The sequence below is a fragment of the Nocardia sp. NPDC041819 genome, assembly GCF_055590505.1.
The window spans coordinates 212258-228418 of record NZ_JBVJAP010000003.1 but is presented as its reverse complement, the minus strand read 5'-3'; the positions used below and the strand labels follow the sequence as shown (position 1 = coordinate 228418).

Genomic DNA, 16161 nt, shown 5'->3' with positions numbered 1-16161 from the left:
GGTCTCGGGAGTGGTCGACGGTATGTCTTCGTCGAGGGGTGGGGGTGTATGAGGGCGGTATTCGTGTCGGGGAGCCGCTGACGGTGCGGCACCATGTCCGTCGGCGGACGCGGATACGTCGGGCGCGGCGGCCGCTTCCGGCGAACCATCAACTGGCCGCACAGACGAAAGCGCACCGAATCGCGGTCGATTCGGTGCGCGTAGCGCCAGGGGGCACCGGTCAGTTCTGCGAACGCCCGGTGGTGTCCATCCACTTGGTGCTGCCGGGCGGGGCGGCCAGCGTGCTGATCAGATCGATACCGGCGATGATCAGGGCCGGTCCGCCGACGACGATGGTGCCGATGATGCCGCCGATACCCGCGCCCGCGAGCACAGTGGCGATACCGACGGGTCCGCCGATGATGCCCGTCAGACCGACGAGCGCTCCGATCACCGTGCCGATGAAACCGCCGACCGCGGTGGCGATGCCGAACTGCGACAGGAAGGCGTCCATCGCGCGCTGGTTCTCGAACGGTGACGCGACCGGCGTGGCCGCGGGGCGCGCCTGCGCCGCGTCCTTGACGACGGTCAGCTCCAGCACCCGGCCCGCGTCCCGCACCACGTGGGACATGGGGTATTCGAGCCCGTCCTGCCGGAAGGCGAGCGGCAGCGTGACCGCGACCGCACCCGCCGCGTCCTTGATGTCGACGGCGTCGCCGCGCACCTCGAACGTGCCCGCGGTGAGTGTCGTGACGACCTTGTTCCCGATCAGCTCGGCTTGGTAGCCGATGTCCGGAACCGCTGTCGCGCCCGGTTCCGCGTGCGCGACACCGGACCCCACCGTGAGCGCGGCGACCAGTGGCACGACAGCGGCAGTGACTTTCCGCAGAATCATTTCTCGGTTTCCAATCTTCATCAGGCTTCGAGCAATAGAGAACGCGGCGCACGCCGAATTTCCTTCCCCCATCGGCGTGTACATCCGTGATGTGATCCAAAAGACAGTTACTTCCGAGTGATAACTGTACTGTGGCCGAAGGGGTTTGGGACACGAATTCAGAGGGTAATCTTCCGGCTTTGCCCAGTGGTGATGTTATAGCTTTCCGCTATTTATTGATCGAGCAATACGGGCGTTCGAATGGGTCCGGGCGGGCTTCATTCGGGCGGTGGGGTGCGATCTTCGAATCGAAGCATTGCATCCGAAGCATGCGTACACGGTTGTGCGCCAGGTGTAATCTCCGGCACGGCAGTGTATTTCGCGAGGCTCGGGGCGCGTGCGAGGGGAGGGGCGCGGCGTGGCCGTGATCCGGGCGGCCGAGTCGTGGTGTGGGCAGGCGGGTGGGCCTCACTGGCTGGGGTGACGGCTACCGTTCCCGCCGAAGCGCGGTACGTGAACCGCCGACAGTGCTTTCCGTGGCATCGACCGGGCCTTACCTCGAGTGACGCCAGACGGTCTGCAAATATTCAGCGAATCCCGGGCCCGGAATTCCGCCCCGCGAACCATTAGGGGCCGCGACCAACCGAGACCCGGTTCTTCACCCATTCGGCTCGCAGCCATCACTTCTCTCGCGTGTATCAGAGCAGCAAGTGCAGTGCGACGGAGCCGAGGCAGACGCCGAAGACGAGTACGAGAGCGAGAGCGTCGCGCAGGCCGGGAGCGTTGGGATGGGCGGTGAGTTGCCCGGTGCCACCGCGTGCGGTGATCGCCTCACCCAGTTCACCGGCCCGGCGGGTGGCCACCGCCATGGCCGCGGTGAGGATGTCGATGAGGGGGTTGTCGACCGCGCGGGCGAGCATACGGTCCTTGGGGCGGAGGCGACGGGCGGCGCGCAGCACCCGGATCTCCTCCATGAGCAACGGCAGACCGCGGAGGGTGAGCGCGACGACGACAGCCCACTCGTCCACCGGCATCCTGAGCCTGCGCAACGGCGCGCCCAGTTTGGCGAGGGCCGGCGCGACGTCACCCATCGGTGTGGTCCACGCGATCAGGAACGAAGCGGTCACCAGGATCAGGGTGAAGATCGCGATCTGCGCGTAGCGCAGCACCGCCGCACCGCCGACGGGGACGGTGAGCAGGCCGCCGACGACGAACAGCGCCCAGAACCACCAGGGCGGGCGCGGCAGCGTGCCGAGCGGCAGCCGGGCGACGACGCCCACGATCACCAGGAACCCCGTCATCACGGCGAGCACCGGCCAGGACGGCAGGAACATCAACACCAGGCTGATCAGGAAGACGCCGATGATCTTGGTGCCCGCCCACAGCCGGTGCACCGGACTGGCGACCGGCACTTGACGCAGCAGAACGGTGCTCATCATCGACCTCCGTGCTCGAACCGCCAGGCCGACTCACCGGGCGCGTGCAGCGTTCCGGGGTCGGCTCGCGCGGCCGCCTCGCTCGGCACCGGCGTGGCCGCCCACGCGGATTCCGCGCTCAGGATGCGTCCCGATCGCAGGTGCACCGTGCGGTCGCACACCGCCGCCATGTCGGCCACGTCGTGCGAGATGACGATCAGCGTCAAACCGGCGTCCCGGAGCCGGGCGAGCAGTTCCACGATGTCGGCTCTGCCCTCGGGGTCGAGTCCGGCCAGCGGTTCGTCGAGCACGACCACTTGGGGATGGCTGGCCACGATCGCGGCGAGCACCACCCGTTTGGCCTGTCCGCCGCTGAGTTCCTCGATCGATCGCGCGGCCAGCGACCGGTCCAGCCCGACCGCGTCCAGCGCGCGCCCGACCGCGCCGGAGCCGGTGGCGCGTCCGCCCCAGTCCGCGATCTCCGCGCCGACGGTCTGCTTCTGCAATTGCAGGCGGGAATGCTGAAACGCGAGCCCGACCCCGCCGATCTGCTTGCCGACCGGCTTCCCGCGCAGTTCGCATCGGCCGGAACTCGGTTCGATCAGGCCGGCCATGATCCAGGCCAGGGTGGACTTGCCCGAGCCGTTCCCGCCGACGACGAGCAGCGCTTCGCCCTGCCGGACGGACAGGTCGACGCCGTGCAGCGCGGGCGCCTCCCACGGCGTCGCGCGGTTGTAGGTGTGCCGGACATCGCGCAGTTCGAGGACCGGTTCACCCATCGGCCTGCGGCGCGCGGCGCGTGCCGGACGGGGCCACGCGGGCAGGTGCGCGACCGTCCGTCCACCCGACAGGTGCACGACCCGGTCCGCGGCCGCGGCATCGGCTTCGTGGTGGGTCACCAGGACCACCGCCATCGGGTGGCGATTCGGCAGGCCCGCGAGCAGTTCCACCAGTTCCCCGCGTCCGTCCGGATCGATCATGGAGGTCGCTTCGTCGGCGATCAGCAGGGCGGGCCGCCGGGCCAGTGCCGCCGCGACCGCCAGCCGCTGCTGCTGACCGCCGGAGAGCGTCGCGGTCTCCTTGCCGCCCATCCCGGCGAGACCGACCTCGCTCAGCAGTCCTTCCACGTCCACCTCGGCGGCCAGGTCCGCGGACAATCCCCACACCACGTCGTCGGCGACGAGCACGCCGAGGGTCTGGCTCTCCGGTCGCTGCAACACCAGCGCCGTGCCGCCCAGCCGCCCCAGTCCGGCCGAGCCGGGCCGCCGCACCGACCCAGAGGTGGGCGGCAGGCCGGCCAGCAACCGGGTCAGCGTGGACTTGCCCGAGCCGTTGTGCCCCACCACGGCGACGAATTCCCCGACCTCGACGGTGAGGTCGACGTCGCTGAGCGCGTCGCGACCGGCGCCGGGGTAGCGGAACCCGGCGTGTTGCAGCGTGACCGGCAGCGGCGCGACGGGCCGGGCGTCGAGCGGTGCGTCGAGCCGGTCCCGCCCGGGCAGCCAGTCGAGCCGGTCCAGCACCGAGCCCAGGACATACCAGGAGCACACCCCGGTGGCCATCATGCCGAGCGCGACGCCGCCGCCCAGCCACACCCACCACGAGCGCAGCACGGCGTCGGCCAGTTCCGCCACGACCCGCCCGAGCGGAGTCACGCCCACCTGGGCGGCGAGATCCTGCAAGCCGCGCGCGCCGTTGCGGATGTTGTCGAAGACCAGCCCGCGCGCGCTCGACAGCACGAGCAGCGAACCGACAGCGAGCGCGGCCCACACCAGCCCGGTGAGCAGCGAGAGCCCCAGCACCGCGACGAGCCCGCCGCCACGCCGCTTGACGGTGCCGATGATGCCGCCCATGGTGGCCGAGGCGACCAGCACCGTCGCCGCCGCCATACCGGCCGCCACGAAGGTGACCAGCGTGGCGGCGATGGTCGCGGTGATCAGGGCGCGCGGCCGGAAGCGATGCGCGATCAGCCCGATCGGGACCGCCGCGACCAACTGCAGCGCGCCGGCGAACGGGATCACCGATCCGATGGTCACCAGCCCGACGGTGGCTCCACCGAGCACGGCGCCGGTGGCCAGCTCGATCGGACGCAGCGGCCCGCGCTGCTCCGATGCGCCCGGACAGGCCAGTTCATTCACAGCACAAGTCTGCCAGCCCGGCGGGCGGTGCCGCGTCGAGTCGAATCCGAGCGGGGCCGGCAGCCGTGCGCTTCGTCACGAGACCGGGTCGAGGGTGTAGTGCCGGGGATCGAAGCGCCGGGTGCGGCGGCGGTAGCTGGTCTGCGAGCCGGGCCAGTTGTTGGTGATACGGCCCGCGGAATTGCGGTACCAGCTCGCGCAGAAGTTCCACGGGGTGCGGGCCAGTCGTTGCTGGAGCGCGGCGTTGTAGCCCTCCTCCAGGTCCGCCCGGACGTCGACACAGTGGCCGGGGTGGTCGGCGAGCCACCGCACCGCCTGACGGATGTAGCGGGTCTGCGACTCGATCATGTAGACGATCGAGCCGACGCCGAGGTTGGTGTTCGGCCCGTAGACCAGGAAGAGGTTCGGGAAGTCGGGCACCGCGATGCCGTAGTACGCGTGCGCGCCGTCGGCCCAGGCGTCGGCCAGCCTGCGGCCCCCGCGACCGTAGACCTCCATCGGCCACAGGAACTCCGTGCCCTTGAAGCCGGTGCCGTAGATGATCACGTCCACCTCGTGCGTCGCACCGTCGGCGGTGCGCACGCCCTGCGCAGTGATCTCGCTGATCGCGGTGGTCTCCACCCGCACGTTCGGCTGGGTGAGCGCGGGGTAGTAGTCGTTGGAGAACAGCGCGCGTTTGCACCCGATCGGGTAGTCCGGGGTGAGTTTCGCGCGTAGCTGTGCATCCTCGACCTGCTCGGCCAGGTGCCGGGAGGCGATGCGGGCCACCCACCGGGCGATGGCGGGGACCTCGACCAGTCCGAGCGAGACGAACTCCGCGATCGACCACCACCCGAATCGTTCGGCCAGCAGCGCGCCGGGCATCCGCGCGAACAGGTTGTGCTGGATCGGCGAGTAGTCGGTGTCGAACTTGGGGATCACCCAGGCCGGTGTGCGCTGGAAGAGCGTGAGATGGGCGACCTCGGGCTGGATCTCGGGAATGTACTGGACAGCGCTCGCTCCGGTGCCGACGCAGGCGACGCGTTTGCCGCGGAGGTCGACATCGTGGTCCCACTCGGCCGAATGGAACGACGGGCCCGCGAAGGTGTCGATGCCGGGTATGGCGGGCAGGGACGGACGCGACAGCTGACCCACCGCCGAGATCAGCACGTCCACGACGCGGCTGTCCCCGTCAGCGGTGCGGACGGTCCACCGGCCGGTGGCGTCATCGAATTCGGCGTCGGTGACGCTGGTGCCGAAGCGGATCGCCGACAGCACGCCGTGCCGCTCGGCGACGCCGCGCAGGTAGGCGTGGATGGCGGCACGCCCCGAGTACCGCTGCGGCCAGTCCGGCTTGGGTTCGAACGAATACGAGTACAGCGGCGAGGGGACGTCGCAGGCCGCTCCGGGGTAGGTGTTCTCCCGCCACACCCCGCCGAGGTCGGCGGCCCGTTCCAGCACGGTGATGTCGTCGAAGCCGTTGCGGCGCAACTCGATCGCCATGCCGATGCCGCCGAAGCCCGCGCCGATGATGAGGATCGACGGCCGACCGCGCGTTGTCATGTGACACTCCTCACTCCGACCGTAGGTGTCTCCACTGTAGGAGCCGCTGTGCCGTCGCATAGAGAAATTCGGCCATAATGTCCGCGTGGAGCGGGTGCAGGATCCGGATATCCGCGATTGGAACTTTCCGCGCGGCGTGGCCAGCGTGGCGCTGATGGTCGGCTACGCGGCCGAACACGGCGTGCCCGCGGCGCGCATGCTGCACGGCACCGCCCTGACCGAGCAGCAACTGCGCGATCCGGACGCGCAGATCGATGCGCACACCGAACTGGCGGTCATCCGCAACCTCGTTCGCGAACTCGCCGGCCGTCCCGCGCTGGGCGTCGAGGTGGGCCGCCGCTACCGGATCACCACCTTCGGCATCTTCGGCTTCGCCTGCGTCAGCAGCCCGACGCTGGGGGAGGCGATCAGCTTCGCGCTGCGCTACCTGGACCTCAGCTTCACCTTCTGCCTACCGGTGGCCGAGTGGGGCGAGAACGAGTTCGTCGCGGTGGTGCACGACGAGTCGGTGCCGACGGATGTGCGCCAGTTCCTCGTCGAACGCGACGTCACCGCGATGCATCAGGTGATGAGCGATCTGCTCGGCACGCGCCTGCCGCTGACCAGGGCCGAATTCCGTTTTCCCGCACCGGGCTACGTCGATCGGATCGCGGAGGTCACCCTGGTGGCCCCGCGGTTCGACATGCCGCGCAACCTGTTCGCCATCGAACCCATGCTGCTGGAGCAGCCGTTGCCGCAGGCCAACGAGCACACCTGGGCGATGTGCCTGGCGCAGTGCCGGGAGTTGGTGCACCGCCGCAGGGCCCGCACCGGCATCGCGGCCGAGGTGCGCGAGCGCTTGGTCCCGCGCGGCGGCGCGGACGGGTTCGCCGCGCCGCCCGGCATCGACGCCGTGGCGAACGATCTCAACATGAGCACGCGCACGCTGCGCAGGCATCTCGACGCGGCGGGCACCAGCTATCGGGCGTTGCTGGACGAGGTGCGGCGTGCTCTGGCCGAGGAAATGCTCACCGCCACACCGCTGTCGGTGAGCGATGTCGCGATCCGCCTCGGTTACGCCGAAGCCTCGACATTCATCTTCGCCTTCAAGCGGTGGACCGGTAACACCCCGGCCGCCTATCGCCGCGAACGCGTCGTCCGGCGCTAAGCCCCTTCGCCGCGGCCGCTGCGGCTGCCCGTGTAGGCCAGTTCGCGGATCTTGCCGATGGCTTTGGGGAACAATTCCACCTCTGCCGGGTGGTTGAGCATCGGATCGAAGTAATCCGTGCGGTGCTCGGCGGATTCGGCGGGCCGCAGCGTGATTTCGGCGACCCGCCGGGTGGGTCCGCCGAGACGGCCGGCGCTGAGGGTGAAGCTCACCAGATCCTCGTTCAGATGGGCTCGCATCGCCTCGAGCGACGCCGAAGCGGGCTGCACACCGTCCGGCTCGGCGAAGAACCAGGTCGGCGCGGAGTTGCTGATCCGATAGGGCATCAGGCAGCCGTAGCGCGCGCTGGCCCAGCCGCGCGCCGGGGTGATCACCAGCCGGCCCAGCGATCCCTGCCCCGTGGTGGCCAGCGCGAAGTCCCAGGGCTCGTCGTCCCGGTCGAGTACTCGGAACGCCAGGCCGAGCACGTCGGGCAGGCCGTTCGGTAGTCCGACGCCCTTGGACAGCCGCGCGATCACCGCGCGTTCGCCGCTGCCGAACAGCGGCTCGAACTCGGGTTCGGCGTGCAGACGACCGGCCAGGTGCAACCCGTTCGGGTGGAACACCCGCGCATGCCGGATCCGCGCTCCGGTCGCGAACGCGCTCTTCACCACTGCGGCTGGCAGGTCGACCATGGTGCATCCTCCCGGGTAGGCGTCTCGTGCCTCCCGATTGCCCCGGCTGGTGCCGGGTAAACCGTGCTCAAGCCGGTTGCACGCCGATCCGGCCGCCCATCGGAACGGTCCGGAAATGGGTGGTGAGCCGGTGATCGTCGCCGATGACGTGCAGCGAGATCGTCGGGTCCGGCGCGTAGTCCATGACGTGGTCGGGCAGGTCGAGTTCCCACTCGCCGCTGAGCACCGACGCGGTGCTCGGGCCGACCAGCAGTGGGCGTCCGCCGAACGTGGTCGTGGCGGCGGAATGCGCGTGCCCGGTGAGTACGGCGACGATCCGGTCGTCACCGGCCACCAGGTCGGCGAGCCGCTGGGGATCGGCGAGGGAGATCCCGTCGACGATCGGGCTGTACAGGTGCGCGGGCGGGTGGTGCAGGGCGAGCAGGATCGGTTTGGCCGGGGGCGCGGCGTCGAGTACGCCGCTCAGCCAACGGTAGGTCTCCTCGGCGAGTCGTCCGCCGGGCTCCCCGGGAACGCTCGAATCCAAGAGCGCGAGGGTGAGATCACCGATTCGGTGCAAGCGGTTGATGGGGGCGTCGGAGGCGGGCTCGCCGAGTAAGGCGGTACGGAAGCCCGCGCGGTCGTCGTGGTTGCCGGGGATGGCGTACACCGGGATCTCGGTGTCGAACGCGAGCTTGGCCTCCGCGTACTGCTCGGCTTTGCCGGAATCGGTGATGTCGCCGGTCACGAGGATGGCGTCGGGCTTGTGGCGCAACCCGGCGAAGAACTCCATCACCCGCTGAACACGCTGGGCGTTGCGGGCGCCGAGATCGAAATGGGTGTCGCTGACCTGAGCCACCAGGATCATCGGCATTCGCTTTCGCTAGGGGTTCGCTGCATTGCGTCAGAGTGTGCGCGCGCTGCGGCTGCCGCACGTCATCAGGCTAGTTGACCTGCGCATTACGAGTCGTCATGACGCTCGCCACCATGCGAATGGTGCTCGGGGATGTGTGTCCCAGGACACAATGCGTGAGGTTCGCGGTCAGGATTTGGACTGCTCGGATACCGCGGCGGAGAGGGTGCGCAGGGCGCGCACGAACACGCGGCGGTCCTGGGCGGGGAGTTGCTCCAGCAGTTTGTCCTCGCCGGTCTGGATGTCGCGCTGGACGCGGTCGCGGAGGGCGCGGCCCTCGTCGGTCAGCGACACCAGGTTGACCCGCCGGTCGGACGGGTCCGGTTCGCGCGTGATCAGGCCTCGGCGCTGCAACTCGTCCAGCACGCCGATGATGCGGGTCTTGTCCGCGCCGATCGCCTTGGCCAGTGCCGCCTGGGTGTAGACCGGTTCCGCGTCCAGGCCGAGCAGGACGGAGTAGCCCCACATGGATAGTTCGTGGCGTTCCAGGATGGGCGTTTCCGCGGCGATGAGCGCCCGCACGAGCGGCACGATCATCGCGGCCAGATCGGGACGAGCGTTGGACATGGACCGACGATACTGCTTGGAAAATCGTAAGCTTAAGCATACGATAGGCGCATGCTTACTGATTCCCTGAAAGAATTGCGCGACCAGCACGCTCGGTCGGTTCGAGCGAGCGTGGAGGCCGTGGCCCGCGTGCGTCCCGATCAACTGGATTCCGGAACACCCTGCGCCGGTTGGCGCCTTCGTGACCTGCTGGAACACATGATCGCGCAGAATCACGGCTTCGCCGCCGCCGCGCGGGGCAGCGGCGATCCCGATGTCTGGGCCGTTCGCGCGTCCGACGATCCGGTCGCCGACTATCGCGTCTCGGCCGACGACGTGCTCGCGGGCTTCGCCGCGGAGGACGTCTTCGAGCGCGCACTGCTGCTGCCGGAAGTCCTGCCCGATCGCGGCATCCCGGCGCACTTCGCGATCGGCTTCCACCTCGTGGACAGCGTCGTCCACGCCTGGGATGTAGCGCGGTCGATCGGCGAAACCATCACCCTCGATCCCGACGTGGCCGAAGCGGCGCTGCGCATCGCCCTCGCAGTCCCCGACGGTCCCGAACGCACCGCCCCCGGCGCAGCCTTCGCCCCGGCACTGTCCGTTCCGGAGGAAACCCCGACCCTCGACCAGATCCTCCTGCTCCTCGGCCGCTCCCCGAACTGGCCGAACTGACCTGCTGCCGCGGACCGCCGCGCGGCAGCCCGTCCCGGCTGGGTGCCTCCGGGCGATTGCCTGGGGACGACTGTGGACGAATCGCGAGCCGATGTTCCTCAGCCAGGCACAGCCCGAGGCCAGGCACGGAGAAGGCAGGCACGAGGAAGCGGTTCGGCGGTTCGACGCTCAGGCGAGGAGGCCGTGGTCGGTGCGGAGGGAAGGTGGCGCTAGCCGAGTGTCCGCAGCGAGTGGGCAGCGCGTTCGAGGGCAGCCGGTTCGGCGGGTTCGTCCAGCGGGCGCCAGAAATCGGGGTCCGGCTCGGCGGTCAACGTCAGTTCCGGCGGGGTCCGCCACGAGGCGGCGAGGCCGAGATGCCAAGAGTGCAGGTAGGTCCGGGCATGGGCGCCGGAGCGGTCGAACAACGGGTCGCCGACTATCGGGTGTCCGGTCCAGGCCAGGTGGACGCGGATCTGGTGGCGGCGGCCGGTGACCGGGCGCAGCGCGAGAACGGTGTGCGCCGCGCCGCGCAGCACCGTCGCGAACCGGGTGAGCGAGGGGTAGTTCTTGGCGGGCAGCAGGTCGGCGTCGTCGACGAACCAGCGGCCCGCCTCGTGGCGGATGCTTTCGCGGGGCGCCGCGATCCGCACCCGGTTCTTGCGGCCCACACTGAGCGGCAGATCGAATACGCCGGTATCGGGCAGTCCGGTGGCGGCCACGACGGCCAGGTACGCCTTCTCGGCCGTCTGCTTGTTGAACTGCCTGGTCAGCTCGCCGTGCGCGCGCAGTTCCTTCGCGAACAGGATCAGGCCGGAGGTCACCTTGTCGATCCGGTGCACCGGATACAGCGTTTCCCCCGCTTCGGCGGCCAGTTCGACGAGGTCGGTGTCGTGGCGCTCGCCGGTGACGGAGATCCCGGCAGGTTTGTGCAGGGCCAGGATCGCCGCGTCCTCCTCGACGAGGCAACGGGCGCGCAGCTGTGACCAGTCCTTGTCCACCGGACGAGCCTAGGGCGGCCGTCCGCGGCGGGCGGCACGCGGTCTCGGCTACCTGCCGTTCTTGCCGTTGCGGCGCAGCAGGTGCGGGCGCAGGCGGTTGAAGCCGCGCACCCGGACGCTGCGCAGGTGCTTGATGGCGAATGCCGGGTCGCCCTCCAGCGCGGCGGCGGCGTGGTCATCGATCAGGACGGTGCCCGGCCGGGCGACGCCGGTGAGCCTGGAGGCGATGTTCACGACCGAGCCGTACAGGTCCCCGAAGCGTTGCAGGACCGGGCCGTAGGCGACAGCGACCCGCAGGTCCGGGGTGCCGCCGACCATCATGGTGGACTCCTGGATGGCCAGGGCGATGCGGGCGGCCTCGGTGGCGGTTTCCGTGGCGAACATGACTTCGTCGCCCACGTTCTTGATCACCCATCCGCCGTTCTCGGTGATGGCGGCGGTGGTGGTGGATTCGAACGCCTCCAGCAGCATGGACAGCTCGTCGGGATGCAGATGCCTGGTCAGCCTGGTGTAGCCGACCATGTCGGCGAAACCGACGGCCAGTTCACGCACCGTCTCACCGGCGCTGGTACCCGGGTCGAGTGAGCGCGACAGCGCCGCGGCGAGATGGCGCCGCCAGGCGTAGATGTTCAACTGCTCCAGCGTGGCGATGGCGCCCTCGGTGGCGGTGCGCACCGCCTGCTCGGGGTCGGTATCGGGCTCGGCTCGGGCGATCCGCTCCTCGATCTCCGCGAGCACCAGGTCGACCTGCCATTCCGCCAGGCGCGCCATGCCCTGGCCGAGCGTGCGCACGGTCGCCGACTGTTGCTTGGTGTCGGCCGAGGACAACACGTTCAGTTGCTCGAAGTCGCGCACCGCCGCGACGTCGGCGTCGGCGTAGTCGACCGCTTCGTCGCCGATGCTCGACGGAAAACCGAGCGCGATCCACAATCTCTTGGTGAGCGCCGTCGTGGTCCCCGACTGCTCGGCGACCTCGGTGCGGTTGTACCGGCGCGGTCCGTCGAGCAGGTAGGACTCGACGACCGATCGCACCAACTCGGACCTCTCGGTGGGCACCATGATCGGTACCTTACGGGTCGAATCCGGCGCGCCGGCTTTCCTTGGGGCAGTTCACATACTCACCGCGCCGTCTTCGGCTCCGCGCTGCCGGCAGGCACATCTCGGTGACACCCGGAACTGCCGCCCGAGCGCGGTGCGGTGATCCGGTCGTGCACGGGTGTTGGCATGCCCTCCGGGATGGGTCTGCCGCCACTGATGTCCCAGCCCCGGTCGCCGTCGAAAAGGGTGGGTTTCTGGCGGGAGCGGATGTGGCTGGCCGGTGACCAGGGCTGGCCGAGCGTCTCGGTCATGAGGACGTGTCAGAGGTCGGCGGCCCTCCAGAAGTTCATGTCCGGGTTGTGCGGTAGCGGTGCGGAGTCCCGCCATATCGTCGCAGCAGACCGAGACATCGCAGCCCGCCCCCTGGCGTGGTCGGTACGCCGCCGGTTCCCACAGCGGCCCGGGCTCCGGCCGGGCGGTGGCTTCTGGACGTTCGGTCGGCACCGTCGGTCTGGTGGGCGGGCTGCTCATGGCTTGGGGGTAGGGGTCCAGTAGCCGGTGCGACGCTTGTCGGCGGCTGCGCGGATGGCAGCGCGGAAGCGTTCGGCCAGGCGGGTGGGAGCCGAAAGGTCGTCCCAGCGCCAGCGGACCACCACCCAGCCGAGGGCACGGAGCCGGGCTTCGCGCTCCTGCGCCGCTGTGCGGATCTGTGCGGCGGGCACCGGGCCGCGGGGTGTGGCTCGGCGGTCGATCGTTCCGTCGAACTCGCCGATCACACCGAGATCCGGGAACAGGAAATCCACGCGGCCGACGCAGATCTCGTCGTCGGAGAAGACCCGGGCCTGCACCTGGGGAGCGGGGAGACCGGCCTGGTGCAGCAGGATCCGGCTGCGGGATTCGCCGACGTCCTCGCTGCGGCCGTCCAGGAAATCGAGGACGAGGGCGGCTCGGCGGCAGCCGGGGCGGTGCCGGGCGCGGCGAAGGTGTTCGCGCAATTCCGTCGTGGTCGTCAGCCCTCGGCGCAGCGCGGAATCCCCGAGCGCGACCGACTGTTCGAACCCTTCCGAGCGAGCGATATCGAGGACCGTCCGCGCCGGGGTGGTCACTCGTATGTCGTCGACCAGGGTGATCTCATCGGGTTCGACCTGCGCCGAATGGACCACGACCCGTCTGCTCAGCCTGCCGCCGTTGATCCGATTCCTGGTCAGGTGGACGCGGTCGAGCGCGATGCCCCAGATCGCCAGGCCGTGCAGAACCGCCGCCGAACAGTGGCTCGTGATGGCGGAGTCGGACGTGGACTCCGCGGTCGCCAGCGTCATCAGCAGATGCCTGCCGGTCTCGCCGAGGCCGGAGCCCGGCGAGTTCAGATAGTGCCCGGCGCGCAGGCGCTGCCATTGGCCGGTTCGGCACAGCCGATGCAGCGCCTTGTCGGACAGCCCGGAGGCCAGTGCTTGCCGACGTGAGATCAGTTGCGGTGCTTCCATACCGACGATCGTGATCGTCCGGCGCCTCCGGAATACCCGCCGCGGCGGTGAATGTGGATAACACACCAGGTGTGGACAACTCCGGGATCACCCCATCTGAGTCATCCCGGCCGCGACCACCTGCGCGACGTTCAGCACTTCCTCGGCGGTGGGCAGTGGCAGGCCGTCGAGCGCGTGCAGCCGGTCGGTGCTGGCCATGGCGAACATCGCCGAGACCCAGGCCGCCGCGCACGCGCGCAGGGTGCCCGGGCGCACCGGGGCGGGGGCGCTCGCCTGCAGCACCTTCGTGGTGACCTCCAGCAGTTGATCGCGCAGGCGGCGCAGTTGCCGTCGCACGTCGGGATGGGTGTCGGCTTCCCGCCACAGGATCACCCGCAGCACCGATGAGTGGTGGTCGCGCAGGTTCAGGGCGGCATCGAGGTTGACCAGGCTGGTGGCCGGATCTCCCGGGGCCACCACCGTGCCGATGTCATCGATCGGCTGGGCGGGCACCCGTTCGGACATCAAGGCGGACAGGATCGAGTCCTTGGTCGGGAAGTAGTAGAAGACGAGTCCTTTGGGGACGCCTGCCGCGGCGGCGATGGCCGCCGTCGCGGTGGCGTCGTATCCCTGTGCCGCGAAGAGTTTCTCCGCGGCGTCGAGGATGAGTTGCCGCGCGTCGCCGTCGGCTTTCGCGCTGCGGCGACGCCCGGCCCGCCGGGTTCCTGGCATCTGCGTCAGTGATGCGGAGCCATGTCGTGCAGACGTCCCGACACCGTCGGCAGCGCCGCTACCGCGACCACCGCCGTCACCACGCCGACTACCCATGCGGTCCAGGATGCGCTGCGGTACTCCGTGAAGTCCATGACCCACGGGGAGAGGAACAGCAGTGCGCCGCACAGGCCCATCACGTAGTCTGCCGCCGCCATATCGGGGCGGGCCATCTGTGCCAGACCGGTGAGAGCGATGAGCACGCCGAGCACGATCAGCGACCACATGGCGTTGTCGTTGGTGTCCACCCAGAGGGGGGACAGCGCGGCGAAGGCTCCGAGCACGACAGCCAGGAAATCTTGCGCGCGGCTCTCGGTGAACATGGGTACCTCCTGAGGCTGTGAGTGTGTGCTCTCCTCGGTATAGCTCTGATTGACCGCCCGATCAATATCGGAACGAACACGATTGCGCGGCTGTTGCCCGACCATTGACGCGTGATGGTCGTCACAGGCCAATGCACCAAGCGGAGGTTAGGGTGGGCTTCGTCGCACCGCCGGTTCCGTGGGATCGGCTGCCGGGTTCCAAGGAAGGGATGGCCGCATGACCGCGCCGATCGTGATCGTCGGAGCAGGCCTCGCCGGCCTGCGCACCGCGGAGGAACTGCGCCGCGCGGGCTACGCCGGTGAGCTCGTGCTCATCGGTGACGAGCCGCGGTTGCCCTACGACCGGCCGCCGCTGTCCAAGCAGTTCGTGCGCGGCGAGACCGACGACACCACATTGCGGCCGAGCGAGTTCTTCGCGGAGAAGCAGATCGATCTGCGTGCGAGCACCGAAGCCGTCGGCGTCGACACCGGCGCGCGCCGCGTCCGCCTCGCCGACGGGACGACGCTGGACTACGACCAGCTGATCATCGCCACCGGCCTGCGCCCGCGCCGCCTTCCCGGCCTGCCCGATCTCGCCGGCGTGCACGTGCTGCGCGGTCATTCCGACGCTGTCGCCCTGCGCGCCGACCTCAGCGGCGCGCGGACAGCGCTCGTCGTCGGCGCCGGATTCATCGGCTGCGAACTCGCGGCGAGTTTCCGGGCGCAGGGGGTGGATGTCGTGCTGGTCGAACCGCAGGCGACGCCATTGGCCTCGGTGCTGGGCGGCGAAGTGGGCGAACTGGTGGCGCGGATGCATCGCGCGGAAGGGGTCGATCTGCGCTGCGGCATCGGCGTGGACACGCTGCTCGGCGACGACGCGGGGCGGGTGCGCGGCGCCCGGCTGTCCGACGGTGGTGAGATCGCCGCCGACCTCGTCGTGATCGGGGTCGGCTCGCGGCCGGCGACCGAGTGGCTGAGCGATTCGGGGATCGCGCTGGCGGAGCCGTCGGCCGGTGGCGGCGTGCTCGCCGACGAGGTGGGGCGCACCTCGGCCGAAGGCGTGTGGGCGGTGGGCGACGTGGCGGCCTGGCTGCACGACACCGGCTCGCGCAAACGCGTCGAACACTGGACCAACGCGGGCGAGCAGGCCAAATTGGTCGCCTGCGCGCTGCTGGGGGCGCAACCGCCCACGGCCGCCCGCGTCCCGTATTTCTGGAGCGACCAGTACGACGTCAAGATCCAGGCCCTCGGCACCCCCGGTGCGACCGACGAGGTGCACATCGTCTCCGACGACGGCCGCAAGTTCCTCGCCTACTACTCCCAGGGCGGCAACCTCACCGGCGTCGTCGGCGCGGGCATGACCGCCCAGGTGATGAAGGCGCGCGCCAAGATCGCCGCGGGCGCTCCGGTGACCGAACTGCTCGCGCCCAGCTGACCTCGCGCCGGGCTCGGGCGCGATGCCGGGCTCTGGCGAAACACGCCTGCCGCGCGTGACTCGACCACGGCAGACCTCCGGCGAGTTCGGCACCGGCCTGCCCGCATCATGGCCCCGGAACCCTCGGTGATGCCATGCCCCTCGGCCGGATCCATGGGCCAAAGCCAGGCCGGCGGCGGCACATGAGCGCCAGGGCCGGACGAACCAGTCGCGCCGTCGGCCCTCGCGCCCGGGCGAGCACACACTCTGTCGCGGACCGGACTTCGCGTGGCGTGCGCGGGCGAATCCGTGCA

The 16161-nt window shown here is 69.8% G+C and carries 15 protein-coding genes; 3 read left to right on the top strand and 12 right to left on the bottom strand.

The features are described 5' to 3' along the window. Window positions 1-220 precede the first annotated feature (220 nt). The 4 genes from ACZ6DL_RS12690 to ACZ6DL_RS12675 form a co-directional block, all read right to left on the bottom strand. A complete protein-coding gene (locus tag ACZ6DL_RS12690) occupies window positions 221-874 on the bottom strand; it encodes a DUF8020 domain-containing protein (protein WP_396981031.1) in 654 nt (217 codons plus the stop codon). Window positions 875-1551: 677 nt separating this feature from the next. Then, entirely contained in the window at window positions 1552-2289 is a 738-nt protein-coding gene (locus tag ACZ6DL_RS12685; protein WP_466050752.1) for an energy-coupling factor transporter transmembrane component T family protein, read from the bottom strand. Further along, window positions 2289-4406, bottom strand: a complete 2118-nt coding sequence (locus ACZ6DL_RS12680) for an ATP-binding cassette domain-containing protein (RefSeq protein ID WP_466050750.1) — start codon at window positions 4404-4406, stop codon at window positions 2289-2291. Before ACZ6DL_RS12680 ends, ACZ6DL_RS12685 begins: the two co-directional genes overlap by 1 nt. 75 nt (window positions 4407-4481) lie before the next feature. Beyond that, a complete protein-coding gene (locus tag ACZ6DL_RS12675) occupies window positions 4482-5948 on the bottom strand; it encodes a flavin-containing monooxygenase (RefSeq protein WP_466050748.1) in 1467 nt (488 codons plus the stop codon). An 85-nt stretch (window positions 5949-6033) separates the two neighbouring features. Between ACZ6DL_RS12675 and ACZ6DL_RS12670 the strand changes: the two genes are divergently transcribed. Then, entirely contained in the window at window positions 6034-7095 is a 1062-nt protein-coding gene (locus ACZ6DL_RS12670) for an AraC family transcriptional regulator (RefSeq protein WP_466050746.1), read from the top strand. On the opposite strand, the gene ACZ6DL_RS12665 is transcribed toward ACZ6DL_RS12670, so the two are convergent. The 3 genes from ACZ6DL_RS12665 to ACZ6DL_RS12655 form a co-directional block, all read right to left on the bottom strand. Next, window positions 7092-7769 (bottom strand): phosphodiesterase, encoded by a 678-nt coding sequence (locus tag ACZ6DL_RS12665; RefSeq protein WP_466050744.1) that lies wholly within the window; start codon window positions 7767-7769, stop codon window positions 7092-7094. The genes ACZ6DL_RS12670 and ACZ6DL_RS12665 overlap by 4 nt on opposite strands. Before the next feature lie 67 nt (window positions 7770-7836). Then, the gene (locus ACZ6DL_RS12660) at window positions 7837-8622 is read right to left on the bottom strand and encodes a metallophosphoesterase (RefSeq protein WP_466050742.1); all 786 of its coding nucleotides are present in this window, start codon (window positions 8620-8622) and stop codon (window positions 7837-7839) included. 168 nt (window positions 8623-8790) lie between these two features. Further along, a complete protein-coding gene (locus ACZ6DL_RS12655) occupies window positions 8791-9228 on the bottom strand; it encodes a MarR family winged helix-turn-helix transcriptional regulator (RefSeq protein ID WP_466050740.1) in 438 nt (145 codons plus the stop codon). Window positions 9229-9279: 51 nt separating this feature from the next. On the opposite strand from ACZ6DL_RS12655, the gene ACZ6DL_RS12650 reads away from it, so the two are divergent. Then, window positions 9280-9882, top strand: a complete 603-nt coding sequence (locus ACZ6DL_RS12650; RefSeq protein ID WP_466050738.1) for a TIGR03086 family metal-binding protein — start codon at window positions 9280-9282, stop codon at window positions 9880-9882. Between the two features lie 209 nt (window positions 9883-10091). Here ACZ6DL_RS12650 and ACZ6DL_RS12645 read toward each other — a convergent pair whose 3' ends face one another. The 5 genes from ACZ6DL_RS12645 to ACZ6DL_RS12625 all read right to left on the bottom strand — a co-directional run bounded on the left by ACZ6DL_RS12645 (window position 10092) and on the right by ACZ6DL_RS12625 (window position 14454). Then, on the bottom strand, window positions 10092-10859 hold the full coding sequence (locus ACZ6DL_RS12645; protein ID WP_466050736.1) for an RluA family pseudouridine synthase: 768 nt from the start codon (window positions 10857-10859) through the stop codon (window positions 10092-10094). 48 nt (window positions 10860-10907) lie between these two features. After that, the gene (locus ACZ6DL_RS12640) at window positions 10908-11918 is read right to left on the bottom strand and encodes an adenylate/guanylate cyclase domain-containing protein (RefSeq protein WP_466050734.1); all 1011 of its coding nucleotides are present in this window, start codon (window positions 11916-11918) and stop codon (window positions 10908-10910) included. 506 nt (window positions 11919-12424) lie between these two features. Next, window positions 12425-13381 carry a type IV toxin-antitoxin system AbiEi family antitoxin domain-containing protein gene (locus ACZ6DL_RS12635; protein ID WP_466050732.1) on the bottom strand — a complete coding sequence of 319 codons (957 nt, stop codon included), beginning with the start codon at window positions 13379-13381 and terminating at the stop codon, window positions 12425-12427. An 87-nt stretch (window positions 13382-13468) separates the two neighbouring features. Continuing rightward, entirely contained in the window at window positions 13469-14092 is a 624-nt protein-coding gene (locus ACZ6DL_RS12630) for a TetR/AcrR family transcriptional regulator (RefSeq protein ID WP_466050730.1), read from the bottom strand. Window positions 14093-14097: 5 nt separating this feature from the next. Next, window positions 14098-14454, bottom strand: a complete 357-nt coding sequence (locus ACZ6DL_RS12625) for an SPW repeat domain-containing protein (RefSeq protein WP_040870186.1) — start codon at window positions 14452-14454, stop codon at window positions 14098-14100. A 217-nt stretch (window positions 14455-14671) separates the two neighbouring features. Between ACZ6DL_RS12625 and ACZ6DL_RS12620 the strand changes: the two genes are divergently transcribed. Then, window positions 14672-15868 (top strand): NAD(P)/FAD-dependent oxidoreductase, encoded by a 1197-nt coding sequence (locus ACZ6DL_RS12620; RefSeq protein ID WP_466050728.1) that lies wholly within the window; start codon window positions 14672-14674, stop codon window positions 15866-15868. Window positions 15869-16161 lie beyond the last annotated feature (293 nt).

Excerpts from the sequence above, each read along its gene's own strand:
- ACZ6DL_RS12620 (WP_466050728.1), top strand. The coding sequence starts at position 14,672 with ATGACCGCGCCGATCGTGATCGTCGGAGCAGGCCTCGCCGGCCTGCGC.
- ACZ6DL_RS12665 (WP_466050744.1), bottom strand. The coding sequence starts at position 7,769 with ATGGTCGACCTGCCAGCCGCAGTGGTGAAGAGCGCGTTCGCGACCGGA.
- ACZ6DL_RS12690 (WP_396981031.1), bottom strand. The coding sequence starts at position 874 with ATGATTCTGCGGAAAGTCACTGCCGCTGTCGTGCCACTGGTCGCCGCG.
- ACZ6DL_RS12650 (WP_466050738.1), top strand. The coding sequence starts at position 9,280 with ATGCTTACTGATTCCCTGAAAGAATTGCGCGACCAGCACGCTCGGTCG.
- ACZ6DL_RS12675 (WP_466050748.1), bottom strand. The coding sequence starts at position 5,948 with ATGACAACGCGCGGTCGGCCGTCGATCCTCATCATCGGCGCGGGCTTC.
- ACZ6DL_RS12630 (WP_466050730.1), bottom strand. The coding sequence starts at position 14,092 with ATGCCAGGAACCCGGCGGGCCGGGCGTCGCCGCAGCGCGAAAGCCGAC.
- ACZ6DL_RS12655 (WP_466050740.1), bottom strand. The coding sequence starts at position 9,228 with ATGTCCAACGCTCGTCCCGATCTGGCCGCGATGATCGTGCCGCTCGTG.
- ACZ6DL_RS12635 (WP_466050732.1), bottom strand. The coding sequence starts at position 13,381 with ATGGAAGCACCGCAACTGATCTCACGTCGGCAAGCACTGGCCTCCGGG.
- ACZ6DL_RS12685 (WP_466050752.1), bottom strand. The coding sequence starts at position 2,289 with ATGAGCACCGTTCTGCTGCGTCAAGTGCCGGTCGCCAGTCCGGTGCAC.
- ACZ6DL_RS12625 (WP_040870186.1), bottom strand. The coding sequence starts at position 14,454 with ATGTTCACCGAGAGCCGCGCGCAAGATTTCCTGGCTGTCGTGCTCGGA.
- ACZ6DL_RS12640 (WP_466050734.1), bottom strand. The coding sequence starts at position 11,918 with ATGGTGCCCACCGAGAGGTCCGAGTTGGTGCGATCGGTCGTCGAGTCC.
- ACZ6DL_RS12660 (WP_466050742.1), bottom strand. The coding sequence starts at position 8,622 with ATGCCGATGATCCTGGTGGCTCAGGTCAGCGACACCCATTTCGATCTC.